The following is a 21,991-nucleotide window of genomic DNA, read 5'->3' on the forward strand; positions in this document are numbered from 1 at the left end:
GCCTACCCCCCCCCGGGGGGGGCCAAACGGGGGGGGGGTCCGGTTCTCAGGGTCGAGAACGTGCACCACCGCCTGTTCGGCGCCGGTCGGCGGGGTCACGGGCGGGTGGCGGGAGCGGGGGCGGCGATCGCGTCGAGCTCGGCCCACAGGGGGTCGGGCACGACGGCGTCGGCGGCGTCCGCGAAGACGTCCACCTCGGCGGGGGTGCGTGCGCCCACGACGACGGCCTCGACGCCGGGGACGCGCAGCGGGTAGCGGGCGGCGGCGGTCGGCAGGTCGACGCCGGCGGCCTCGCACGCGGCGGCCATGCTCAGCGCCCGGTCCACCTGGTCCGGGGACGCGGGGTGGTAGTCGAAGAACGGGGCGGCCACCGGGTCGGCGAGGACGCCGGAGTTGTAGACGCCGGCCGCGATCACCCCGACGCCGCGCTCACGGGCGGCGGGGAGGAGGTCGTCCAGGGCGGTGCGGTCCAGCAGGGTGACGCGCCCGGCGGGCATGACGACGTCCAGCACGCCGGCCGCCTCGCGCACGAACCGCGCGACGGGCTCCGTCCACACCATGCCCACGCCGACGGCGCGCACGACGCCCTGGTCGCGCAGCTCCAGCAGCGCGGGCAGCGCGCCGCGCAGGGCGGCGTCGACGTCCTCCGGGTCGTGCAGGTACAGCAGGTCGACGCGGTCGGTGCGCAGGCGCTCGAGGCTGCCCTCGAGCGACCGGAGCACGCCGTCGCGGCTGAGGTCGCCCACCGTGCCCGTGCCGGTGCCGCCGGTGGGGACGGAGACGCCGCCGGCGTCCACGATCGTCCGGCCGATCTTCGTCGCGAGGACGACGGAGTCGCGGTCGACGCCGGCCAGCGCGGCGCCGAGGCGCTGCTCGCTGACCCCGGCGCCGTAGTGCGGCGCGGTGTCGAAGAAGCGGACGCCGCGCTCGAGCGCGCGGCCGACCGTCGCCTCGGCGTCGCCCTGCGCGACCGGCGTGAACAGGTTGCCGATCGGCGCGCAGCCGAGGCCGAACGACGACGCGGCGACGGTGTCGGGCCCGTCGCCGGCCGGCGTCAGAGGGCGGAGCCCTGCGCGGAACGCCATGCCTCGAACTCCCCTCGCGTGTCGGGGGTCAGGGGGTAGTAGTCGCTCAGGCGGGCGCCCTCGTCGAGGCGCTGGCGGCTGAAGCCCTCCCACTCCTCGTGGTCCTGCGCGGAGGCGACCACCTGGTCCGCCATCGCGCGGGGCACGATGACGGGGCCGTCGTCGTCCGCGACCACGAGGTCGCCCGGCATGCAGAGCACGCCGCCGACGGCGACGGGCACGTCGAAGGCCCAGGGGAACAGCTCGGACTGCGACGCGTAGTGCGGGGTGACGCCGGTGGACCACACGGGCAGCCCGAGGTCGCGGATCTTGCCCGAGTCGCGGATGCGGCCGTCGACGACCATGCCCGCGCCTCCCTTGCGCTGGAAGTAGCGCGCGAGGATGTCGCCCACGCAGCCCGAGAACCGGCTGCCGTACGCCTGGATCACCAGCACGTCGCCGGGCTGCACCGTCTCGAGCACGTGCCAGAGGGCGGTGTGCCGCTCCACGTACTCCTGCTCGTCGCCGGCGGCGAGGTCCTCGCGCTGCGGCATGAACTGCAGGGTGAGCGCGGACCCGACCACCTGGTAGCCGGGCTTGAGCGGGCGCGGCCCCTCCACGAACGAGTGGCGGATGCCGAGGCCGTGCAGCTTGGCGCAGGCGGTCGCCGAGGACACCTGGCCCAGCCGCTCGACGGCCGCGGCGTCGGCCCGCTCGAAGGCGAGGCCGCGCACGGGCAGCGAGACGTCGGGCCGCACGAGCCCGGCGGCCGGATCGAGGCCCGTGCCGAGGCCGGCGAGGCCGGACGCGGCGGACAGGCCGTCCAGACCGGGTGTGGTCAGGGAGTCGGTCATGGTCAGGCTCCTTCGTGGTGCGGGGAGTGCGCAGTCGTGTGCTGGTGGCGCGGCGCGGCCGCGGCGGGGGCGGTGAGCAGGACGAGGTCGGCGCGGTGGCTCGGCGGCAGCTCGACGAGCAGGTCGGGGGCGTCCAGGGGGACGGTCGCCGCGGTCCGCGCCCCGGCGACCCCGGCCGAGGCCGTGGACGGCCCGGGCCAGACGCCGCCGTCCTCGCCCCGCGTCACGACGCCCGTGAGCCGCTCCTCGCCGAACCGCGAGGGCCGCACCCGCACGCGCCGGGCGTGCGTGGGGGACAGGTTGACGAGGCTGAGCTCGACGCGGCCGGTGCCGTCGGCGTCGCGGTCGAGGCCGGAGACGAGCGCCGCGACGTCCGGCGGCAGCCCGGGGCGGCCCCGGTCGGCGTCGGTGTAGGCCACGGCGGCGAACGGCAGCCCGCCGTTGTACAGGGTCTGCGGGGTGCCGGTGATCAGCTGACCGAGCACCTCCGTGACGACCGGGTTGGCGCGCTGCCAGAAGTGCAGGTGCACGGTCTCGGGGTCCACGGGCTCGGCGTCCATCACGGCGACGCGGCGGGCCAGCTGGCCGAGCGCCATCGACAGCGCGCGCTCCGGGTAGTCCGGCAGCGAGCCGTCGAGGAACGCGAGCCACGGGCCCTCGTGCCCGGCCTCCACCTTGTCGCGGAACGGCCGCACCTCGTCGGAGCCGGGGATGCCGTCGAGCACGCGGTCCAGGCGCTTGCGGTCGGAGTCGTCGCGCGTCCACCACCACAGCCAGGTGGGCAGGTCGAGCTGGAGGGGGCCGTAGTCGAACCAGCCGTCGGCGCCGTACCGGTACGGGACCAGGGTGGCGGGCTCCGCGGCGTGCTCACCGAGCCGCTCGATCCAGCTGCCGCGCAGGCTGAACGGCGTCTCGGTGACCGGCGCCGTGATCGCGTGGTCCAGCACCGTGTCGAGCATGGTGCGCACGAGGTCGAGCGGCCCGTCGTCCCTGCTGCCCGACAGGGTGCCGGACACGAACGACGCGTTGATCGCGCCGATCAGCGTGCTCATCGCCACCGAGTGCAGGCCGTGGGGCCAGGTCCAGCCGTAGTGGCCGCCGTACCAGGCGCCGTCGTGCAGGCCGCCGACGGTGCCGTCGGGCGCCACGTTGTCGGGCATGAGGCCCCCCGCCGCGGCGGCGCGCTCGCGCCAGCCGTCGACGTACCGCGCCACCCACGCGCCCGACGCGGCGTCGCCGTCGTACAGCCAGCGGTTGACCACGAGCGACGTCGCCGCGAGGTTGACGGCGGTGTCGCCGGCCGCGCGGCGCTGCAGCTCGTCGCCCATGAGCCGCGCGTGCGCCGGGTCCTCCAGGTCGGACCACCGCGTGATCCCGGGCAGCCCGTGCAGGGGGAGGCCGTACGCCTCCATGTAGTCCAGAGACGCCGGGTAGGTGAGCCACTCGGTGCCCAGGCCCGGCAGGGGCCCGCGCGCCCCGTTGTGCGGCGCGGTGACGATGTTGCGCGCGGGGTCGTAGTTGCCGTGCGCCGGGTCGGTGTACAGCGCCGCGAACCGGCGCGCACGGCCGGCGAACCGCTCGTCGCCCGGGTCGGCGGCGCACAGCGCGTAGAAGAACAGCAGCGACTCGCCCTGGTGGAACCAGTCGTACCCGTTCTCGTACTCGCCCGTGAGCATGCCGCCCTCGGTGAGCTGCGCCGTCACGCCCTCGAAGTGGTGCTTCGCGGCGGCGAGGATCTCGTCGCTGCCGCCGAGGGCGTAGAACGCCGGCCAGTTGAAGAACGGCTCGTACAGGTCGTCCACGCCGTCGCGGTGCTCGAAGCCGCCCGCGTGCAGGATGCGCCCGTCGGGCCCGGTGTACCGGTCGGAGAACAGGCGCCAGGCGTCCTCCGTCGCGTCGAACAGGCGCCGCTCGAGCACGGCCCAGGCGGGGACCTCGTGCAGGGGGGTGGTGGGGACCCGGGGGTCGGTCGTGCGGTCGGTCGTGCTGTCGGTCGTGCTGTCGGTCATGGTGCTCAGCCCTTCGTCGCCCCGGCCACGAGGCCGCCGATGATGTGCCGCTGCATGAGCACGAAGAAGAGGATCGCGGGGCTCACCGCCAGCAGCAGGGTCGGGAAGACGGTCGTGTAGTCGGTGGAGAACTCGCCGACGGCCGCGTACACGCCCGTCGTGACGGTGTAGATGCCGGAGCTCGGGCCCAGGATGATCTGCGGGCTGACGAAGTCGTTCCAGACGCTGATCGAGTTCAGCACGACGATCGTCGCGACCACCGGCCTCATGATCGGGAAGATGCACGACCAGAACGCCCGGATCTTGCTCGCGCCGTCCAGGGCGGCGGCCTCGTCGATGTCGCGGGGCACGGTGCGCAGGTAGGCGGAGAACAGGAAGATCGTCACCGGCAGCGTCGCCGCCGTCTCGAACAGGATGAAGCCCGGGATGGTGTTGATGAGGCCCAGCACCCGCAGCACGAAGACGACGGGGATCAGCGTCACCTGGCCGGGGATGAACAGCCCGGACACGAACAGCAGCAGCAGGCCCAGGTGCCACTTGGAGCGGCCGCGCGCGATGACGTACGCGACCGGCGCGGCGAGCGCGATGCCGCACACGTTGACCAGCGCGACGAACAGGAGCGTGATGCCGTACGCCTTCACCACGTTGAACTTCTCGCTGGTGAGGGCGGCCTGCAGGTACTCGAGGCTGAAGGTGTCCGGGGTGATCGCCAGCGGCGACGCGATGATCGCGTCCTGCGGCTTGAAGGCGTTGATCACCATGATGTACAGCGGCACCAGCATGACCAGCGCGCCGAGGCCGAGCACCACCCACTTGAGGACGGTGCCCGCACCGGGGCGCTCGCGGCGCCGGCGGCGCGCGGTGCGGTGCGTGCCGGCCGAGGTCGTGCCAGGGGGCGTCGCCGTGTCCTGCGGAGCGTCGTGCGTCGTCATCTGCGTCGCCTGTGTCGTCGTCGCCATCAGTCGGCCACCTTCTTCTCCGCGCCGCGCCGGGCGACCGTCACCGCGAGCCCCAGCACCGCCGTCGCGAGCAGCAGGACGACGGACTGCGCCGCGCCGAAGCCGAGCTCGGACTGGGCGAACGAGTCGCGCAGGATCTGGTAGACGATCGTCTGGGTGGACGCGGCGGGGCCGCCGTCCGTCAGGGCCAGCACGATGTCGTAGACCTTGAGGAGCCCCACCAGCGTGAGCACGAGGTTCACGGTGAACACGGGGGCGATGAGCGGCATCGTCACGTTGCGGAACTGCTGCCACTTGGAGGCGCCGTCCACGGTGGCGGCCTCGTAGAACTCGGTGGGCACCGACTTGATGCCCGCGAGGAACAGGATCATGTTGAAGCCGAAGTGCGACCACACGATCGTGAGGATCACGCTCGCCTTCGCGAACGCGACCTCGGTGAGGAACGGCACCGGCGCGATGCCGAGGTGCCCCAGCAGGCCGTTGACGGCGCCCTCGGGGGAGAGCATCGCCGACCACAGGAACCCGATGATCAGCGCGCTGATGATGTACGGGTAGAAGAAGATCGTGCGCAGCAGCGTGTTCGCGCGGCTGTTGCCGGCGATCAGCGCCGCGATGAAGAGGCCGACGCCGTTGCACAGGATCGTGCCGAAGAACGCGACGACGGCGGTGAAGATCGCCGCGTCCACGGTGCGCGGGTTGCGGAAGGCCTCCGCGTAGTTGTCGAACCCGATGAACGTGAAGTTCAGGCTGTAGCCGTTCCAGTCGGTGAGGCTGAGCACGAACGCCAGGATCATCGGCACGATGAACATCGCGAGGAACACCAGGACGGCGGGGCCGCCCATGACGATCCCGGGGACGCGGTCGCGCCACACGCGCGCCGCGGAGCGTCGGCGCGCGGGCGCGGCCAGGCCCGTGCGCGGTGCGGTCGTGAGGGTTGCCATCGCAAGGGCCTCCGTCGTCGGTGCGGGCCCGGGCGCGGCGGCTGCGCCGCGCCCGGGCGGGTGGGGTGTGCGGGCTGGGTCAGCCGGCGGTGGAGGCGAACCAGGCGTCCATCGCGGAGTCGACCTTGGCGGGCGCGGTGCCGCCGATCAGCGCCTGCGTCTGCGCGTTGATCTCGTCCGAGTAGCCGGTGGGCAGCGTGCGCTCGCCGTAGCCCTGGCCGGTCGGGGTGTACGACTCGGCGGGGGTGTCCGCCACGATCTGCAGCAGCTCCTTGCCCAGGTCGTCCATCTCGTACTCGTAGCCGTCGCGGAAGTTGCCGTCGACCTCGAGCTGGTCCGCGACCGCGGTCTTGTCGGTCACGAGGAACTCGACGAGCTTGGCCGCCGCGTCCTGGTCCTTGCTCGCCTTGAGGATCGAGTACGGGCTCGCGATGTTCGCGCCCATCGCCGGGTCGGCGACACCGTCGACGGCGGGGGCCCGGAAGACGCCGATGTCGGCCTTGTCCTCGGCCTTGACCTCGGAGCCGACGAACCAGCTGCCCATCGGGTAGACGGCGCTCTTGCCGGACAGGAACGCCTGCTCGGCGTCCGGGTACTTGATGCCCAGCGCGTCCTTGGGGATGTAGCCCTTCGCGACCCAGTCGGCGTAGGTGGCGACCGTGTCGCCGTACGTGTCGGAGAAGGTGACGTCGCCCGAGCTCATCTGCGCGAACCAGTCGGGGTTCTCGGCGATGATCGTCGGCAGGCCGAGGGCCTGGATCGAGTGGCTGGTCATCCAGTCGCCGCCGGTCTGCAGCGGCGTCCAGCCCGCGTCCTTCAGCTTGCCCAGGTCGGCGGTGAGCTCCTCGACCGTGGTCGGCACCTCGGTGATGCCGGCCTCCTCGAACGCCGTCTTGTTGTAGAAGAAGAGGCTCTGCAGCTGGAAGCCGATGCCGGCCATGTAGTACTTGCCGTCGATCGAGTACTGGTCCGCCAGCGGGCCGGTCTTCGCCCAGTCGTACTGGGACAGGTCGACGAGCTCGGGGGCGAGGTCGGTGGTCGGGGGCAGCGACTGGACGACGTCGGGCGCGTCGCCCGCGGTGAGCAGGCGGGGGAGGGCGGCGGTCACGCCCTCGGCGCCCGGGTTCTGGACGACGACGTCGATGTCCGGGTTGGCGTCCTCGAACGGCTTCACGAGGTCGTTCCAGAACTCCTCGGTGAGGTTCGGGGTCACGTTGACGAGGAGGCTGACCTCGGTGGTGCCGCCGGCGTCGCCGCTGCCGCCGTCGTCGGAGCCGGCGCAGCCGGTGAGCGCGAGGGCGGCCACCGTGAGGGTGCCCACGCTCGCGAGGGTGCGGTGCTTGATCATCGTTGATCCTCTCGGGTCGCCGCCTGGCGCGGCCCGCTGCTGTGCGGGTGTCCGCGCCGTCCGGCCTACGTGTGGGGCGGACGCCTGTGGGGGTGGCATCCGGTGTCGAACGAACGCCACGGACACTAATCGATAATCGTTGGATTGGGAAGATCGCTCGGCGGGGCAGTCTCACACCACGGGCGTTCCGGGGCACCGCCCGTCGCCCATAGGCTGGACGGGTGACCTCCGCAGCTCCCGCCGTCCAGCGGTCGGGCGGTACCCCGAGCGTGCCGCAGCGCCCCTGGTGGCTCGTCGCCGCCGGGCCCGCCGCCGTCCTCGTCGCCGTGCTCGCCGTGCTCGCGGGCGGGGCCTACTCGGGCGCGTTCGAGGCGCTGAGCGGGTTCACCGACCCCGGTGCCGCCGTCCGCTTCGGGCTGCCCGTGGTCACCGTGCTCACCGAGGTGAGCGTCTCGGTGACGCTCGGCGCGCTGGTCGTCGCCGCGTGCCTGCTCCCGCCCGGGCGTGCCCAGACGCGGGTGCTCACCACCGCGGGCGCCGCGAGCGCCGTGTGGGCCGTCGCCGCCGTCCTGCAGCTCGTGCTGCGGTACTCCAACATCTCCGGCACGTCGCCCGCGTCGCCCGCGTTCGGGCAGGGCCTCGCGCAGTTCGTCACCGACCTCGACCTCGGCAGGCTCTACCTCGCGATCATCGTCGTCGCGGCCGTGACGTCCGCCCTCGCGATGGCGGTGCGCGGGCCGGTCGGCGCCCTGTGGACCACGGTGCTGCCCGTCGCGGCCCTGGCCATGCAGTCCACCACCGGGCACGCCGCCGGCGCCGCGGACCACGAGCTCGCGGTCGGCGCGATGCTGCTGCACCTCGTCGGCGCGGCCGTGTGGGTGGGCGGCCTGGGCGCGCTGCTCGTGGTCGTGCTGACCCGGGGCGAGGGGCGCGACGACGGCCGCACCGCCGCGTCGGCGGTCGCGCGGTTCTCGCCCGTCGCGGGGTGGTGCTTCGCGGCCGTCGGCCTCTCCGGCATCCTCAACGCGCTGCTGCGCATGGGCTCGTTCGGCGACCTCCTCACCCCCTACGGCGTGCTGCTGCTGACCAAGGCCGTGCTCATGGTCGGCCTCGGCGCGTTCGGGTTCGCGCACCGGATGTGGGTCGTGGGCCGGCTCGGCCGGGCGGACTCGCGAGGCGCGGTGCGGCGCCTGTTCTGGCGGCTGCTCGCCGTCGAGGTGCTCGTCATCGGCGCCGTCTCCGGGGTGGCCGTGGCGCTCGGGTCCACCGCGCCGCCCGTGCCCGACGAGGTCCCCGTGGACGTCTCGCCCGCCTTCCAGCTCACCGGCCGGGCGCTGCCGCCCGAGCCGACGATGGCGCGCTGGTTCACCGAGTGGAGCCTCGACCCGCTGCTGGCGTTCGCCTGCGTGGCCGGGCTGGTCGTCTACCTGCGGTGGGCCGTGCGGCTCGCGCGGCGCGGGGACAGGTGGCCGGTGGGGCGCACGGTGTCGTGGTGCCTGGGCATGGTCGTGATGTTCTGGGTGACCAGCGGCGGCCCGGCGGTGTACGGACGCGTGATCTTCAGCGGCCACATGGTGCAGCACATGATCCTGGCGATGCTGGTGCCGCTGTTCCTGGTGCTCGCCGCCCCCGTGACCCTGCTGCTGCGCGCCATCCCGGCCCGCAAGGACGGCAGCCGCGGCCCGCGCGAGTGGGTGCTCGGCCTGGTGCACTCCCGGTTCGGCCAGTTCCTGGCCCGGCCGGTGGTGGCCGCGGTGCTCTTCGCGGGCGGCATGATCGCGTTCTACTACACGCCCGCGTTCGAGTTCGCGCTGCGCAACCACGCGGGCCACGTGTGGATGATCGTGCACTTCACGCTGGTCGGGTACCTGTTCGCCAACGCGCTCGTCGGGATCGACCCCGGGCCCAAGCGCCCGGGCTACCCCCAGCGCCTGCTGCTCCTGTTCGCGACGATGGCGTTCCACGCGTTCTTCGGCGTCGTGCTCACCACCGGCACGTCGCTGCTCGTGGCCGACTGGTTCGGCAACATGGGCCGGCCGTGGGGCCTGCCCGCGATCGACGACCAGCAGCGCGGCGGCGGCGTCGCGTGGGGCATCGGCGAGCTGCCGACGCTCGCGCTCGCCATCGCCGTCGCGCTGCAGTGGACGAACTCCGACGAGCGCGAGGCGCGTCGCCGCGACCGCAAGGCGGACCGCGACGGCGACGCCGAGCTGGAGGAGTACAACGCCATGCTCGCCAAGATGGCCGACCGCGACGCCGACCGCGCCACGGGCGGCGCCTCGGACCGGGACCAGGCGGGCCCCGCGTAGGTCCGGGCTCCCGCGAGGTGGTCCACCTCGCGGTCAGGCGGGCCGGGGCAGCGGGCGCGTCCGCGGGGACAGCCCCGCCAGCGCGGCGACGTGCGCCGGCACCGGTGCGCGGGAGTCGGCGTCGGAGATCGCGGCGCCGACGATGCGCCGCACCGGCACGTGCCCGCCCCACCCGCCGGCGGCGACGTCGGCCGGGTCGTCGACCGGGCCGCCGGCGCGGGCCTTCATGGACGCCTCCCGCAGGGGGACGGCGAGCACCGCGGTCGCGGCGAGCTCCTTGCGGGTCGCGGGGCGCAGGGTCGCGGCCCGGCCCGGCGCCAGGTGGTCGACGATGGCGTCCAGCGCGCGGACCCGCTCGCCCTCGTCGGTGACGAGCCGCGCGGCGCCGATGACGACGGCGGAGCGGTAGTTCACGGAGTGGTGGAAACCGGACCGGGCCAGCACCAGCCCGTCGAGCTCGGTCACCGTGACGCACACGGTCGCGTCCGTCGCCCCGACCAGCCAGCGCGCCGCGACCGACCCGTGCACGTAGAGCGTGCCGCCGTCGTCGGGGCCGTCGAGGTCGACGGCGTAGGCGCAGGGCAGCACCACGGGGTGCCGGTCCGGGCCCTCGCCGACGTCGACGCCGAGGTGCGCGACGAGCCCGTCGGCCAGCAGGGCGTGCAGCGCCGCGCGGTCGGGCACGGCGCGGTCCCGGCCGCGCCGCACGGTGGTCCTCGGGGTGGGGGAGAGTGCGTCCATGCCGCTAGCGTGGCTCCTGGTTGGCCTGCCGTCACGAGCCATTTCCCGCCGGATCCGACAGGCCACTTCGCGATCGACATCGACGCCCGACGACAGGAGCCCCGTGGCCGCCCTCCCCGTCCGCCTGGACCGTGACGGCCGCGAGCCGCTCGGCGCACAGCTGTCCGGGCAGGTCCGCGACCTCGTCTCCCGCGGCACGCTGCGGCGCGGCGACCGGCTGCCCAGCACGAGGGCGCTCGCCGCCGACCTCGGCGTCGCGCGCTCGGTGGCCGAGCAGGCCTACGACCAGCTCGTGGCCGAGGGCTGGCTGTCCGCCCGCCGGGGCGCGGGCACGTTCGTCGCGTCGGAGGCGGCGCCGCGCGCCGAGGTGCGGCGGCGCCGGCCGGCCGGGCCGGGCTCGGGCCTGGTGCGCCTGAGCACCGGGGAGCCGTGGATCGACCCGCGGCACCGCGCCGCCTGGCGGCGGGCGTGGCGGGAGGTCTCCGCCGCGACGCCGCCGCGCGGCTACGACGACCCCTGCGGCCTGCCCGCGCTGCGCGAGGCGCTCGCCGAGCGCCTCGGCCGCACCCGCGGCCTGGTGGTGGACCCCGACGAGGTGGTCGTCACCGCGGGCACGACGGCGGGGTTGCGCGACGTGCTCTCCGTGCTGCCGTCGGGGCCGGTGGGCATCGAGGACCCGGGCTACCGCGCCGCCGTCGCGACCGCGCGCGCCGCGGGTCGCGACGTCGTCGACCTCCCCGCCGAGGCCCGGCACGACGAGGCGGCGCTGCGCGGCCTCGCCGCGGCGTACGTGACCCCGGCGCACCAGCACCCGCTGGGCCGCGTGATGCCCGCCGACGACCGCCTGACGCTGCTCGCCGCGTCGCGGGCCACGGGCGCCGTCGTCGTCGAGGACGACTACGACTCCGAGCTCCGCTACGACGTGGCGCCCGTGCCGGCCCTCGCCACCCTCGGCCGGGACCGGGTCGCGTACCTGGGGACGGCGTCGAAGTCGGCGCCGCCCGGGCTGCGGGTCGGGTGGATGGTGCCGCCGCCGGCGCTGCTCGACGACGTGGCCCGGCACCGCGAGCTCGTGCACGACGTCGCCGCGTGGCCCGTGCAGCGCGCCCTGCTGACGCTGCTGCGCGACGGCTGGCTGGACAGCGTGGTCCGCACCGCGCGCCGCGTGTACGCCGAGCGGGCGGCGCGCGTCGCGGCCGTGCTGGGTCCGCACGCCGCCCCGGCGGCGACGTCCGCCGGCATGTACTCGACGTGGCTGCTGCCGCAGGACGCGGCGCTGCGCGCCCACGCCGCCGCCCGGGAGGCGGGCTTCGACCTGCCGCTCCTGTCCGACGTGTGCCGCACCGCCCGGCACACCGGCGTCGTGGTCGGCTTCGGCGGCGTGAGCGACGGGGAGCTCGACCGCGCGCTGGGCGCGATCCGGGCGGGTCTCGGCGGGTGACGTAGCGATCGGTCGCCGTCAGCGCCCGGTACGGCGACGAATCGCTACGTCACCGGCGCGGCCACCGGTCAGAGCAGGCCGTCGACCACCTTCGCGGCCAGGCCGAGCGCGGTGGTCGTGCCGAGCCCGTCCGCGACGGTCACGGTGGTGACGCCCGGCGCCGGGTCGGTGACGACGAAGGGCGTGCCCGCGAACGGGCCGCGGCGCGGGCGCGGCACGACGACGTCGGGCACGGACCAGCGCCGGCGCACCTCCACCGGTCGGCCGAGCAACGCGCCGGCCTCCCGCAGCAGCAGCGCGTCGGCGACGTCGGAGCGCTCCGGGTCGCGGTCGAGCCCGCCGTCCGCGCGCCGCTCGGCGTCCGTGCGGCGGGCCTCGCCGAGCAGCAGGGAGCCGTCGCCGGCGAGCGGGGTGAACGTCAGGTGGACGGCGGCGTCGAGCAGCTCGGGGGCCTCGGTGCGCAGGCGCTCGCGCACGTCCGCCAGCGCGGGGCTGTGGGCGTAGGCGGCGTCGCGCAGGAGGGTGCTGCCGCCCAGCACGGCGGGGCCGGCCGGGTCGTGCGCGCGCCCCGGGGCGACGACGCGGAGCACCTGCCGCACGTCGTGCCGTAGGCCCGTGCGCGCGGCCTCCTCGGGGAAGAAGCGGTCGAGGTCGGGGCCCACCGCCACCAGCACGCGCCGGGCCACGACCTCGCCGCGCGACGTGCGCACCAGCGTCCGCCCGGTGCCCGCCTCGAACGTCAGCGCCGTCGTCGACCAGGCCACGTCGGCCCGCGGCCGGGCGTCGAGGGCGGTGGCGAGCGCCCGGAGCGCGTCGCGCGGGTCCACGCGCAGGTCGAGGGGGAGGAACGCGCCGCCGACCACCCCGTCCTCGGTCACGCGCGCCCGGTCGGCGGCCTGCGCGGCGTCGAGGAGTTGGGCGTCGCCGTCGCGCGCGGCGACCAGGTCGTCCAGGACGGCGAGCTCGTCCGCCGAGCGCGCGACGACCACGGCGCCCGTGTCCTTGACCCAGAACCCGGCCTCGCGGCCCAGCTTCAGCCAGCGCTCCCGCGACGCGAGCGCGCAGGAGAGGGTGGCGGCGTCCTGCGTCGTGACGGCCACGTGCCCGCCGCGGCGGGCGGAGGCGCCGTCGGGCCGCGGGTCGCGCTCCACCACCAGCACCGAGTGCCCCCGCGCGTGCGCCTCGAGCGCGTGCGCGAGACCCACGATCCCCGCCCCGACGACGACCAGGTCGGCGGTGGCGGGCAGCGGCGGCCGGTGGGTGGCGCGGGGCGACGGTGGTCTCACGACCAGACCGTGCCCGATGTCGACGGGCCCTCTCAACCGCACGGGGCGCCGGGGCGGACAAGTTCAGCGAACGTTCATCCGGCGTTCCCCGTGGCCCCGCTGAGGGGGGCCGAACAGGCGGTTGCGCAGGGAATGAGCGGTCAGTCCGTGCGCAACCGCCTGTTCGGCCGGCGCTGTGGTAGACCGGGGCGCGTGACCCAGGACAACGTCGCCCCCACGCCCTTCCACGACCTCGACCGCTACGTCGAGCTGCCACGCGTCGGTGGGCTCTCGCTGAGCCCCGACGGCACGCGCCTCGTCACCACCGTCCAGACGCTCGACGCGAAGCGCACCGGCTGGACGACGGCCGTGTGGGAGGTCGACCCGACGGGCACGGCCCCGGCGCGGCGGCTGACGCGGAGCCGCAAGGGCGAGTCGTCGGCGGTGTTCGCGGCGTCGGGCGACGTGCTCTTCACGTCCGCCCGGCCGGACCCGGAGGCGGAGAAGGACGACGAGGAGCCGAAGGCCGCCCTGTGGCTGCTGCCGGCCGGCGGCGGCGAGGCGCGCGTCGTGGCCACGGCGCCCGGCGGCCTGGGCGGCGTGCTCGCGGCCCGGGCCGCTGACGTCGTGTCCGTGTCCGCCCCGGTGCTGCCGCGGGCCGCCGGCCTCACCGAGGACGAGGAGCTGCGCAAGCAGCGCACGGACCGCAAGATCTCCGCGATCCTGCACTCCGGCTACCCGGTGCGGCACTGGGACCACGACCTCGGGCCGGACGAGGACCGCCGGTTCGTGGCGCACCTCGCGGCCGACGACGCGCGCCTGGAGCTGCGGCAGGTCACCGGCGCCGGCCGCCAGCTGTTCGAGCACGGGGCCGACCTGTCCTCCGACGGCGGCACGCTCGTCACGACGTGGGCCGTCGCGGACCCGGGGGCGGCCCAGCGCAGCACGCTCGCCGTGGTCGACACGGCGTCGGGCGAGCGCCGCGCCCTCGTGGACGACCCGGACGCCGACGCGTTCGCCCCCGCGGTCTCCCCGGACGGGCAGTGGGTCGCCTTCGTGTCGGAGTCGGTGACGACGCCCGAGGACGCCCCGGTCATCCGCCTGGGCCTCGTGCGCCTGGACGGCTCGGGCGAGCCCGAGGTCCTCGCGGACGACTGGGACCGCTGGCCGACCTCCGCCACCTGGCTGCCCGACGGCTCCGGCCTGGTCGTCACGGCCGACGAGGACGGGCGCGGCCCGCTGTTCCTGCTGACCTTCGGCGCGGGCGGCCCCGGCGCGGGGGAGCCCGTGACGGTGGAGCGCGTGACGGCCGACGACGCCGCTCTCTCCGACGTGCGGGTCGCGCCCGACGGGTCGGCGCTCTACGCGCTGCGCACCAGCTACGCCGCGCCGTCGGAGCCGGTGCGGGTGGACCTCGCCGCGTTCGTCGCGTCGGGCGCCGCGGGGGAGCGGGCGCCGGTCGCGGCCGCCGCGCTGCGCGGGCCGGTGCCCGCTCCGGCGCTGCCCGGCACCCTCACGGAGGTCGAGACGACGGCCGCCGACGGGTCGCGCGTCCGCGCCTGGCTCGCGCTGCCCGACGGCGCCGCCGCGGACGCCCCGGCGCCGCTGCTGCTGTGGATCCACGGCGGGCCGCTCGGCTCGTGGAACGCGTGGAGCTGGCGCTGGAACCCGTGGCTGATGGTGGCGCGCGGGTACGCCGTCCTGCTGCCCGACCCGGCCCTGTCCACCGGCTACGGCCAGCGCTTCGTGCAGCGGGGCTGGGGCACCTGGGGCGACGCGACGTTCACCGACCTCATGGCGATCACCGACGCCGTCGAGGCGCTGCCCGAGGTGGACGCGACGCGCACCGCCGCCATGGGCGGGTCCTTCGGCGGGTACATGGCGAACTGGGTGGCCGGGCACACCGACCGGTTCCGCGCGATCGTCACGCACGCCAGCCTGTGGGCGCTCGACCAGTTCGGCCCCACCACCGACCACGGCTACTACTGGAAGCGCGAGATGACGCCGGAGATGGCGGAGGCCTACAGCCCGCACCGGTTCGTCGCCGACATCCGCACCCCGATGCTGGTCGTCCACGGCGACAAGGACTACCGCGTCCCGATCGGCGAGGGCCTGCGCCTGTGGCAGGAGCTGCTCACGGAGTCCGGCCTGCCCGCCGCCGACGACGGCAGCACCGTGCACCGCTTCCTGTACTTCCCCGACGAGGGCCACTGGGTGCTCGCGCCGCAGCACGCGAAGGTCTGGTACCAGGCGGTGCTGGCGTACCTGGCCGAGCACGTGCTGGACGCCGAGCAGGAGCTGCCCGACTACCTCTGACGTCGCCCTCCGAGGTCGCGCGTCCCGAGGCCCACGGCACCCACCTGGGTACCGTGGGCCTCATGGCTCCGGGACGCAGCGACCGGCACGGGTACACCGTCACCGCTCCGGTGGCAGCGCCCGCCGCGGTGGTGTGGCAGGTGCTCGCCGACGTCGAGGCGATGCCGACGTGGACGGCGTCGATGGACGCCGTGCGCCGGCTGGACGGGGGACCGTTCGGCCTCGGCTCGCGGGCGCGGGTGCGCCAGCCGGGCCTCCCGCCCGCCACGTGGGTGGTCGACGAGTGGCGGCCGCCGGAGGTGTTCGCCTGGACCAGCCGTGCGCCGGGGGTGCGCACGACGGGCCGCCACGAGGTGCGGGCGCGGGGCGAGCGGCGGAGCGAGGTGACCCTCTCGGTCCGGCAGGACGGCGTCCTCGCGGGCCTCATGTGGCGCTGGACCGGGGCGACGGCGCGCCGGTACGTGGACCTTGAGATCGCGGGCCTCGCCGCGGCGGCGGCCGGGCGGGCCGAGCAGCCGGACCCCTGAGCCCGTGGTGGGCCCAGGTGAGCCCGCCGTGAGCCCGCGGTGAGCCCGGTGCCGAGCCGTCAGGCGGGGGCGACGATGAGGTCCACGAGGACCTCGAGCATCGTGGTGGCGTCCTTGCGGGCGCCCGCGGCGGGGAGCATCGCGGCGCGCTGACCGGCCTCGTGGGCGCCGAGGAGCAGGTCGATGGCGACGTGCTCGTCGATCGCGAACCGGAGGCCGAGGGCGGTGATGACCCGGTTCAGCGCGGCGATCATCTCCTCGCGCAGCACCTGCTGCTGGTCCACGTAGCGCTGGGCGACCTGCGGGTCGCGCAGCGCGAGCAGCTCGAACTCGAGCTCCATGACGCACCACGACGTCTTGGCGGCCGGGTCGGGCAGCACGGACGCGATGACCTCGCGCACCGTGGAACGGAACCCGTCCGGGGTCTGCAGCGCGGCGGGGTCGACCGTCGCGACGGCGCGCTCGAGCGCCCCGAGGTGGCTGCGGGCCTCGCGCTCCGTGAGCGCGAGGAACAGCTCCTCCTTGCTCGCGAAGTTCGAGTAGAAGGCGCCGCGGGTGAATCCGGCGGCCTCGCAGACGGCCTCGATCGACGCGGCCTGGACACCGACCTGCGCGAACACCTCGAAGGCGGCGTCGAGCAGGCGTTCGCGGGTGCGCTCGCGCCGGGGCGAGCGGCCGGTGACGGCCGTAGCGTCGTCGGGGGCCACGCTCTCGGTGGTCAGGGCTCCTCCTCGGGTTCTGCCGGGCACCGGCCCGGCGCGGGCAGTCTGCCCGGACCGGGCCCACTCTAGCCAATACAGGGATGTATCCGATACGTTCGTGCATCGGATACAGTGCCGTATCGAATCCCTGCTCCGTCGTCCCGGGAGAGCCTGTGTCCTCCGTCCTGTACTCCCTCGGTCGTTGGGCCGCCCGGGCCCGGCGGCTCGTCGTCATCGGCTGGGTGCTCGTGCTCGCCGTCGTCGGCGGTGCGGCCGGCGTGCTCTACCAGGGGTTCGACAACTCCGTGACCATCCCGGGCACCGAGTCGCAGGACGCGCTCGACAGCCTCGCCGCCACGTTCCCGCAGGTCAGCGGCGCGTCCGCGCAGATCATCGTGGTCGCTCCCGACGGGTCCACCATCGACGACGCGGCCGTGCGCGGCCCCGTCACGGACGCCGTCGACGCGATCGGCGAGATCGACCAGGTCGCCGCCGTCACCTCGCCCTACGACGACGAGATGGCCGCGTCCGTCAACGACGACAAGACGGCCACGCTGCTGACCGTCCAGCTCGACGGCGACCAGTCCGTCATCACGGACGCGACGAAGGACGCGCTGCACGACGCGAGCGACGACCTCGCCGCCGCGCTGCCGGACGGCGCGCAGGCCAGCCTGGGCGGCGAGCTGTTCAGCGTCGAGTTCCCGGCGCTGAGCATCATCGAGGCGATCGGCGTCGTCGTCGCCCTGGTCGTCCTCATCATCACGCTCGGCTCGTTCGTCGCCGCGGGCCTGCCGCTGGTCAACGCCCTCATGGGCGTGGGCGTGTCGATGCTGCTGCTGCTCGCCGCGACGGTGTTCGGGCCGATCAACTCGACGACGCCGATGCTGGGCCTGATGCTCGGCCTCGCCGTCGGCATCGACTACGCGCTGTTCATCGTGTCCCGGCACCGGGAGCAGCTGGCCCAGGGGCTCGACGTCGACGAGTCGATCGCGCGCGCCGTCGCGACGGCCGGCTCGGCCGTCATCTTCGCCGGCCTCACCGTGATGATCGCGCTGGTGGGCCTCGGCGTCGCCGGCATCCCCTTCCTCACCGTCATGGGCATCGCGGCGGCCGTGGCGGTCGGCGTCGCCGTCCTGGTCTCCCTCACGCTGCTGCCGGCGCTGCTGTCGTTCTCGGGCGAGCGGCTGCGGCCCAGCGCCCCCCGCGCCGCCCGCAAGCCGAAGGGGAAGGCCAGGCGTGCCGCGGCGCCGACGGACGGGGTCCGCCACAACCGCTTCTTCGACGGCTGGGTGCGCGGCGCCACCCGGTTCCCCGTCCTGACGATCGTGCTGGTCGTGGGCGCCATCGCGGCCCTCGCCTGGCCGGCCACGAACCTCCGCCTCGCGCTGCCGGACGCCGGCTCGCTGCCCGAGGACAACAGCGCCCGGGTCACCTACGACCTCGTGGGCGAGGAGTTCGGCGAGGGCTTCAACGGCCCGCTCATCGTCACCGGGTCGATCGTCACCAGCAACGACCCCGTGAAGCTCATGGACGAGCTCGGCGACGAGATCGGGGCGCTCGACGGCGTCGCCGACGTGCCGCTGTCCACGCCCAACCCGACCGCCGACACCGGCATCGTCCAGGTGATCCCCGAGGGCGGGCCCACGTCCGAGGAGACGAAGGCGCTCGTCAACGAGATCCGCGACCAGCACGACCACTACCTGGAGAAGTACGGCGTCGACCTGTCCGTCACCGGGTTCACGGCCGTCGGCATCGACGTCTCCGACAAGCTCGGCGCGGCGCTGCTGCCGTTCGGCCTCGTCGTCGTGGGCCTGTCGCTGGTGCTGCTCACCATGGTGTTCCGCTCGGTCTGGGTGCCGATCAAGGCGTCGCTCGGCTACCTCCTGTCGGTCGGGGCGGCCTTCGGCACGGTGGCGCTCGTCTTCGAGGAGGGCGTGTTCGCCGACGCGCTCAACGTCACCACGCTGGGCCCCGTCATCAGCTTCATGCCGATCATCCTCATGGGCGTGCTGTTCGGCCTCGCGATGGACTACGAGGTCTTCCTCGTCTCCCGCATCCGCGAGGACTACGTGCACGGCGGCGACGCCCGCCGCGCGGTCCGCACCGGGTTCCTCGGCTCCGCGAAGGTGGTCACCGCCGCGGCCGTCATCATGTTCGCGGTCTTCGTCGCGTTCGTGCCCGAGGGGGACATGACGCTCAAGCCGATCGCCCTCGGCCTCGCCGTCGGCGTCGTGGTCGACGCGTTCATCGTGCGGATGACGCTCGTGCCGGCCGTGCTGGCGCTGCTCGGCGAGCGGGCGTGGCACATGCCGCGCTGGCTCGACCGCATCCTGCCCACGTTCGACGTCGAGGGCGAGGGTCTCGCCAAGGAGCTGCGGCTCGCGTCCTGGCCGGAGCCGGACGCCACCGACGCCGTCGCCGCGCGCGACCTCGTGGTCGCGGGCCCCGACGACGACGGCGGGGTGCCGGTCGTCGGGCCCGTCAGCATGCGGGTGCCGGCGGGCGGTGCGCTGTGCGTGCACGGCGACGCGGCCGCCCCGGTGTCCGCGGTGCTGCTCGCCCTCGCCGGCCGCATGGCGCCCGACGCCGGCGCGGTCAAGGTCACCGGCCTGGTGCTGCCCGAGCGCGCGATGACGGTGCGCGGCCGTGTCGCCGTCGTCGACGCCCTGGCCGAGCGCGGCCGCCCCGCCCCCGCGGTGGACGCCGCGGTGCGCGACGGCGCGCGGGTCGTGGTCGTGGACCGCACGGACGCCGTCGTCGACCGCCCGGCGCGCGAGGCGCTCGCCGGCGCGCTCGCCCGGGCGCAGCACGGCGGCACCGCGGTGCTCCTGGGGGCCAGCGGCGTCGCCGCGACCGACCTGCTCGACGCCGCCGGTCCCGCCGACGGCACGGGCCGCGAGGTCGCCGTGCTGGACGTCGGCGCCGGGTTCGGCGCGCCGAGCGTGCTCACCGGGGCCGACGTGCCCCCGCCCCCGCCGTCCCCCGAGCCGGGCGACGGGCCCGGGCCGGGCCAGGAGCCGGGCGAGGACCGCCCGGCCGGCGACCCGGCCGCCGGGGGCTCCGCCGAGATCGACGAGGACACCCACGTGCAGGAGGTGCAGGCATGACCGCCGCGACCCCGACCCCGACGAGCGTCGCCGCCGCGCGCCACAACCCGTGGAGCGTCGCCGCCGTCGCGCTGCTGCCGCTGATGATCCTCGGGCTGCTGCTCGCCGCCCTGTGGAACCCGCAGGACCGGCTCGACCAGGTGCCCGCCGCGATCGTCAACCTCGACGAGCCGGTCGAGGTGCAGGGGCAGACCGTCCCGCTCGGCCGCCAGTTCGCGTCCGGCCTGGTCAGCGGCGGCGAGACGGCCGACGGCGCCAAGGCCGCGCAGCCCGCACCCGACGCGACCAACTTCGACTGGACCATCACCGACGAGGAGACCGCGGCCGACGGCCTCGCGAACGGCACCTACGCCGCCGTCGTGACGATCCCCAAGAACTTCTCCGCCGCGGCGACGTCGATGGGCAACGACGACCCGTCGTCCGCCGAGCAGGCCACCATCGACGTCAGCACGCCGCCCGGCGGCCGGGTCGCCGACGACGCGCTGGCCCGCGTCGTCGCCGCGACCGCGACGTCGGTCATGTCCAGCACGCTCACCGAGACCTACGTGGACAACGTCCTCGTCGGCTTCAACGACCTGTCCGACGGCATCGGCCAGGCGCAGGACGGCGCGAACCAGCTCCAGGACGGCGCGGACCAGCTCGCGGACGGCGCGGACCAGGCGTCGGACGGGGCCGGGCAGCTCGCGGACGGCGCGGACCAGCTCGCGGACGGCGCGTCCAGCGCCGCCTCGGGCGCGTCCGGCGTCGCCTCGGGCGCGTCGGGCATCGCCGACGGCGCCGGGCAGCTCGCCTCCGGTGCCTCCCAGGTGGCCGGCGGCGCGCGCGGCATCGCCGGGGGGATCGGCGAGAGCGCCCAGGGCGCGGACGACCTGGCCGAGAGCGGCGAGAAGCTCGCCGGCGGCGCCACCCGGGTGGCCGAGGGCAACCGCGCCCTGGCCGACCAGGTCGCGGCCATCAACGACGAGGTCCCCGACGTCACGGCGATCACGAAGTCGCTGGCGGACGCCCAGAAGCGGGCCGACGAGTTCGCGGCCGCCGCGAGCGCCGCGCTCGGGTGCGACGTCAACCCGTCGACCGACGCCTGCGCGGCGCTCGCGGACACGCTGGCGCAGCTGCAGACGAACTCGGCGGGCGTCGAGGAGACGATCCAGGACGTCGTGGACGCGCGCGGGCAGCTCGACGCCCTCGCCACCCAGACGGACAAGCTCGCGACCGGGGCCGAGGGCGTCGCGACCGGCGTCGAGGGCATCGCCGGCGGCAACCGGGACCTGGCCAAGGGGCTGCGCAAGCTCCAGGGCGGGGCGTCGCAGGTGGCCGACGGCGCCGACGGCGTGGCGTCGGGGGCGGGCACGCTCTCGGGCGGCGCGAACCAGCTCGCGACGGGGGCGTCGCAGCTCTCGACGGGCGTCGGCCAGCTCGCCACGGGGGCGACCGGGGTGGCCTCCGGCGCGACGGACCTGTCGTCCGGCGTCGGTCAGCTGGCGTCCGGGAGCACCGACCTCGCGTCGGGCGCGGGCGACCTCTCCGAGGGCCTCGGCGACGCGAAGGGCCAGATCCCGACGACCTCGGACGCGGAGCGCCAGACGCTGTCGTCGGTGGTCGCGGAGCCCGTGAAGGCGCCGACGGCGAACGGCATCAGCACCGGCGCGTCGGGGCCGCTGTTCGCGGTCGTGGCGTTGTGGCTCGGGGCGCTGGCGCTGCTGACGATCTTCCCGCCGGTGCTGGCGGGGGCGCTCGGCTCGACGCGCGACTCGGTGCGGCTGGCGCTGCGCGCGTTCGCGCTGCCCGCCACGGTGGGCGCGGTCACGGGTGCCGCCGTGGGGGTGATCCTCGCGGCGGTCGAGAGCCTCGACCTCGCCGGCTGGGTCGGCGCGATCATCGTCGGCGCGGTGGCGTCGGTGGCGTTCGTCGCGGTGCACCAGGGCTTCGTGGGCCTGCTGGGCAACCTGGGCCGGGGGATCAGCCTGCTGATCGCGGTGCTGCTCATCGCCACCGGCATCGTCGCGACCGTCCCCACGCTGCTGCAGGGCCTGGTCGACGCGCTGCCGGTCGGTGCCGCCCGCGACGCCCTGACGGCGGTGGTCGTGCCCGCGGCCGGCGGGCTGGGGATGGGCGTCACGCTGCTCGTGCTGTGGGGCCTGGGCGGGCTCGCGCTCGCCACGCTGGTCACCGCGCGCGGCCGCCGGCTGGGCGTGCGGCGGCTACTGCGCGCCTGACCGCGCCGCGGCGCGCTGCCAGCGCAGCACGAGCAGGGCGTCGGCACGCCGCCGCGCGGCGACGCCGAGGTGGGCCACCTGACGGTGCTCCATCAGGGCGTGCAGGTCGTGGTCGAGGGCCCAGGTGAGGGCCCGGCAGACGTCGTCGGACAAGGGCGCGAGCGTGGATGGTGCGGGTCTCACGGCTACGAGA

At 75.2% G+C, this 21,991-nt stretch carries 16 protein-coding genes; 6 read left to right on the forward strand and 10 right to left on the reverse strand.

The window, feature by feature from the left end; translation table 11 throughout:
• Positions 1–95: 95 nt before the first annotated feature.
• From ACFU5J_RS03620 to ACFU5J_RS03645, 6 genes are all read right to left on the reverse strand, one after another.
• Positions 96–1,085, reverse strand: coding sequence for an aldo/keto reductase (locus tag ACFU5J_RS03620; protein ID WP_430577865.1), 990 nt, complete (start codon positions 1,083–1,085; stop codon positions 96–98).
• Positions 1,055–1,918, reverse strand: a complete 864-nt coding sequence (locus ACFU5J_RS03625) for a ribonuclease activity regulator RraA (protein WP_430577866.1) — start codon at positions 1,916–1,918, stop codon at positions 1,055–1,057. Before ACFU5J_RS03625 ends, ACFU5J_RS03620 begins: the two co-directional genes overlap by 31 nt.
• 2 nt (positions 1,919–1,920) lie before the next feature.
• Positions 1,921–3,927 (reverse strand): hypothetical protein, encoded by a 2,007-nt coding sequence (locus ACFU5J_RS03630; protein ID WP_430577867.1) that lies wholly within the window; start codon positions 3,925–3,927, stop codon positions 1,921–1,923.
• 5 nt (positions 3,928–3,932) lie between these two features.
• The gene (locus tag ACFU5J_RS03635) at positions 3,933–4,886 is read right to left on the reverse strand and encodes a carbohydrate ABC transporter permease (RefSeq protein ID WP_430574026.1); all 954 of its coding nucleotides are present in this window, start codon (positions 4,884–4,886) and stop codon (positions 3,933–3,935) included.
• The gene (locus ACFU5J_RS03640) at positions 4,886–5,827 is read right to left on the reverse strand and encodes a carbohydrate ABC transporter permease (RefSeq protein WP_430574027.1); all 942 of its coding nucleotides are present in this window, start codon (positions 5,825–5,827) and stop codon (positions 4,886–4,888) included. Before ACFU5J_RS03640 ends, ACFU5J_RS03635 begins: the two co-directional genes overlap by 1 nt.
• A 79-nt stretch (positions 5,828–5,906) precedes the next feature.
• Complete coding sequence (locus ACFU5J_RS03645; protein WP_430574028.1) at positions 5,907–7,175, reverse strand: ABC transporter substrate-binding protein; 1,269 nt, start codon at positions 7,173–7,175, stop codon at positions 5,907–5,909.
• A 221-nt stretch (positions 7,176–7,396) separates the two neighbouring features.
• Between ACFU5J_RS03645 and ACFU5J_RS03650 the strand changes: the two genes are divergently transcribed.
• On the forward strand, positions 7,397–9,484 hold the full coding sequence (locus ACFU5J_RS03650; RefSeq protein WP_430577868.1) for a cytochrome c oxidase assembly protein: 2,088 nt from the start codon (positions 7,397–7,399) through the stop codon (positions 9,482–9,484).
• Positions 9,485–9,517: 33 nt separating this feature from the next.
• Here ACFU5J_RS03650 and ACFU5J_RS03655 read toward each other — a convergent pair whose 3' ends face one another.
• Entirely contained in the window at positions 9,518–10,225 is a 708-nt protein-coding gene (locus ACFU5J_RS03655; RefSeq protein WP_430577869.1) for a pyridoxamine 5'-phosphate oxidase family protein, read from the reverse strand.
• Between the two features lie 103 nt (positions 10,226–10,328).
• On the opposite strand from ACFU5J_RS03655, the gene ACFU5J_RS03660 reads away from it, so the two are divergent.
• Positions 10,329–11,666 (forward strand): PLP-dependent aminotransferase family protein, encoded by a 1,338-nt coding sequence (locus ACFU5J_RS03660; RefSeq protein WP_430577870.1) that lies wholly within the window; start codon positions 10,329–10,331, stop codon positions 11,664–11,666.
• 68 nt (positions 11,667–11,734) lie between these two features.
• On the opposite strand, the gene ACFU5J_RS03665 is transcribed toward ACFU5J_RS03660, so the two are convergent.
• Positions 11,735–12,952, reverse strand: coding sequence for an FAD-dependent oxidoreductase (locus ACFU5J_RS03665; RefSeq protein ID WP_430577871.1), 1,218 nt, complete (start codon positions 12,950–12,952; stop codon positions 11,735–11,737).
• Between the two features lie 192 nt (positions 12,953–13,144).
• Here ACFU5J_RS03665 and ACFU5J_RS03670 point away from each other — a divergent pair, with 192 nt between their 5' ends.
• Entirely contained in the window at positions 13,145–15,247 is a 2,103-nt protein-coding gene (locus ACFU5J_RS03670; RefSeq protein ID WP_430577872.1) for a prolyl oligopeptidase family serine peptidase, read from the forward strand.
• A 62-nt stretch (positions 15,248–15,309) separates the two neighbouring features.
• Entirely contained in the window at positions 15,310–15,774 is a 465-nt protein-coding gene (locus tag ACFU5J_RS03675; RefSeq protein WP_430577873.1) for an SRPBCC family protein, read from the forward strand.
• Positions 15,775–15,833: 59 nt separating this feature from the next.
• Here the strand turns inward: ACFU5J_RS03675 and ACFU5J_RS03680 are convergent, their stop codons facing one another.
• Positions 15,834–16,481, reverse strand: a complete 648-nt coding sequence (locus tag ACFU5J_RS03680; RefSeq protein ID WP_430574035.1) for a TetR/AcrR family transcriptional regulator — start codon at positions 16,479–16,481, stop codon at positions 15,834–15,836.
• 167 nt (positions 16,482–16,648) lie between these two features.
• Between ACFU5J_RS03680 and ACFU5J_RS03685 the strand changes: the two genes are divergently transcribed.
• Together ACFU5J_RS03685 and ACFU5J_RS03690 are read left to right on the forward strand one after the other, a co-directional pair.
• Positions 16,649–19,582: an efflux RND transporter permease subunit gene (locus tag ACFU5J_RS03685; RefSeq protein ID WP_430577874.1), complete on the forward strand. Its 2,934-nt coding sequence runs from the start codon at positions 16,649–16,651 to the stop codon at positions 19,580–19,582.
• Positions 19,579–21,798, forward strand: a complete 2,220-nt coding sequence (locus tag ACFU5J_RS03690; protein WP_430577875.1) for a YhgE/Pip domain-containing protein — start codon at positions 19,579–19,581, stop codon at positions 21,796–21,798. The genes ACFU5J_RS03685 and ACFU5J_RS03690 overlap by 4 nt, the downstream gene beginning before the upstream one ends.
• On the opposite strand, the gene ACFU5J_RS03695 is transcribed toward ACFU5J_RS03690, so the two are convergent.
• Positions 21,784–21,951 carry a hypothetical protein gene (locus ACFU5J_RS03695; protein ID WP_430574038.1) on the reverse strand — a complete coding sequence of 56 codons (168 nt, stop codon included), beginning with the start codon at positions 21,949–21,951 and terminating at the stop codon, positions 21,784–21,786. The genes ACFU5J_RS03690 and ACFU5J_RS03695 overlap by 15 nt on opposite strands.
• Between the last annotated feature and the right edge of the window lie 40 nt (positions 21,952–21,991).

The sequence above is a fragment of the Isoptericola sp. NPDC057559 genome, from assembly GCF_042801555.1.
Lineage (GTDB): Bacteria > Actinomycetota > Actinomycetes > Actinomycetales > Cellulomonadaceae > Isoptericola.

Bases quoted from the DNA above. Each gene is read 5' to 3' on its own strand.
- ACFU5J_RS03620 (WP_430577865.1), bottom strand. From the start codon at position 1,085: ATGGCGTTCCGCGCAGGGCTCCGCCCTCTGACGCCGGCCGGCGACGGG.
- ACFU5J_RS03625 (WP_430577866.1), bottom strand. From the start codon at position 1,918: ATGACCGACTCCCTGACCACACCCGGTCTGGACGGCCTGTCCGCCGCG.
- ACFU5J_RS03630 (WP_430577867.1), bottom strand. From the start codon at position 3,927: ATGACCGACAGCACGACCGACAGCACGACCGACCGCACGACCGACCCC.
- ACFU5J_RS03635 (WP_430574026.1), bottom strand. From the start codon at position 4,886: ATGGCGACGACGACACAGGCGACGCAGATGACGACGCACGACGCTCCG.
- ACFU5J_RS03640 (WP_430574027.1), bottom strand. From the start codon at position 5,827: ATGGCAACCCTCACGACCGCACCGCGCACGGGCCTGGCCGCGCCCGCG.
- ACFU5J_RS03645 (WP_430574028.1), bottom strand. From the start codon at position 7,175: ATGATCAAGCACCGCACCCTCGCGAGCGTGGGCACCCTCACGGTGGCC.
- ACFU5J_RS03655 (WP_430577869.1), bottom strand. From the start codon at position 10,225: ATGGACGCACTCTCCCCCACCCCGAGGACCACCGTGCGGCGCGGCCGG.
- ACFU5J_RS03675 (WP_430577873.1), top strand. From the start codon at position 15,310: ATGGCTCCGGGACGCAGCGACCGGCACGGGTACACCGTCACCGCTCCG.
- ACFU5J_RS03690 (WP_430577875.1), top strand. From the start codon at position 19,579: ATGACCGCCGCGACCCCGACCCCGACGAGCGTCGCCGCCGCGCGCCAC.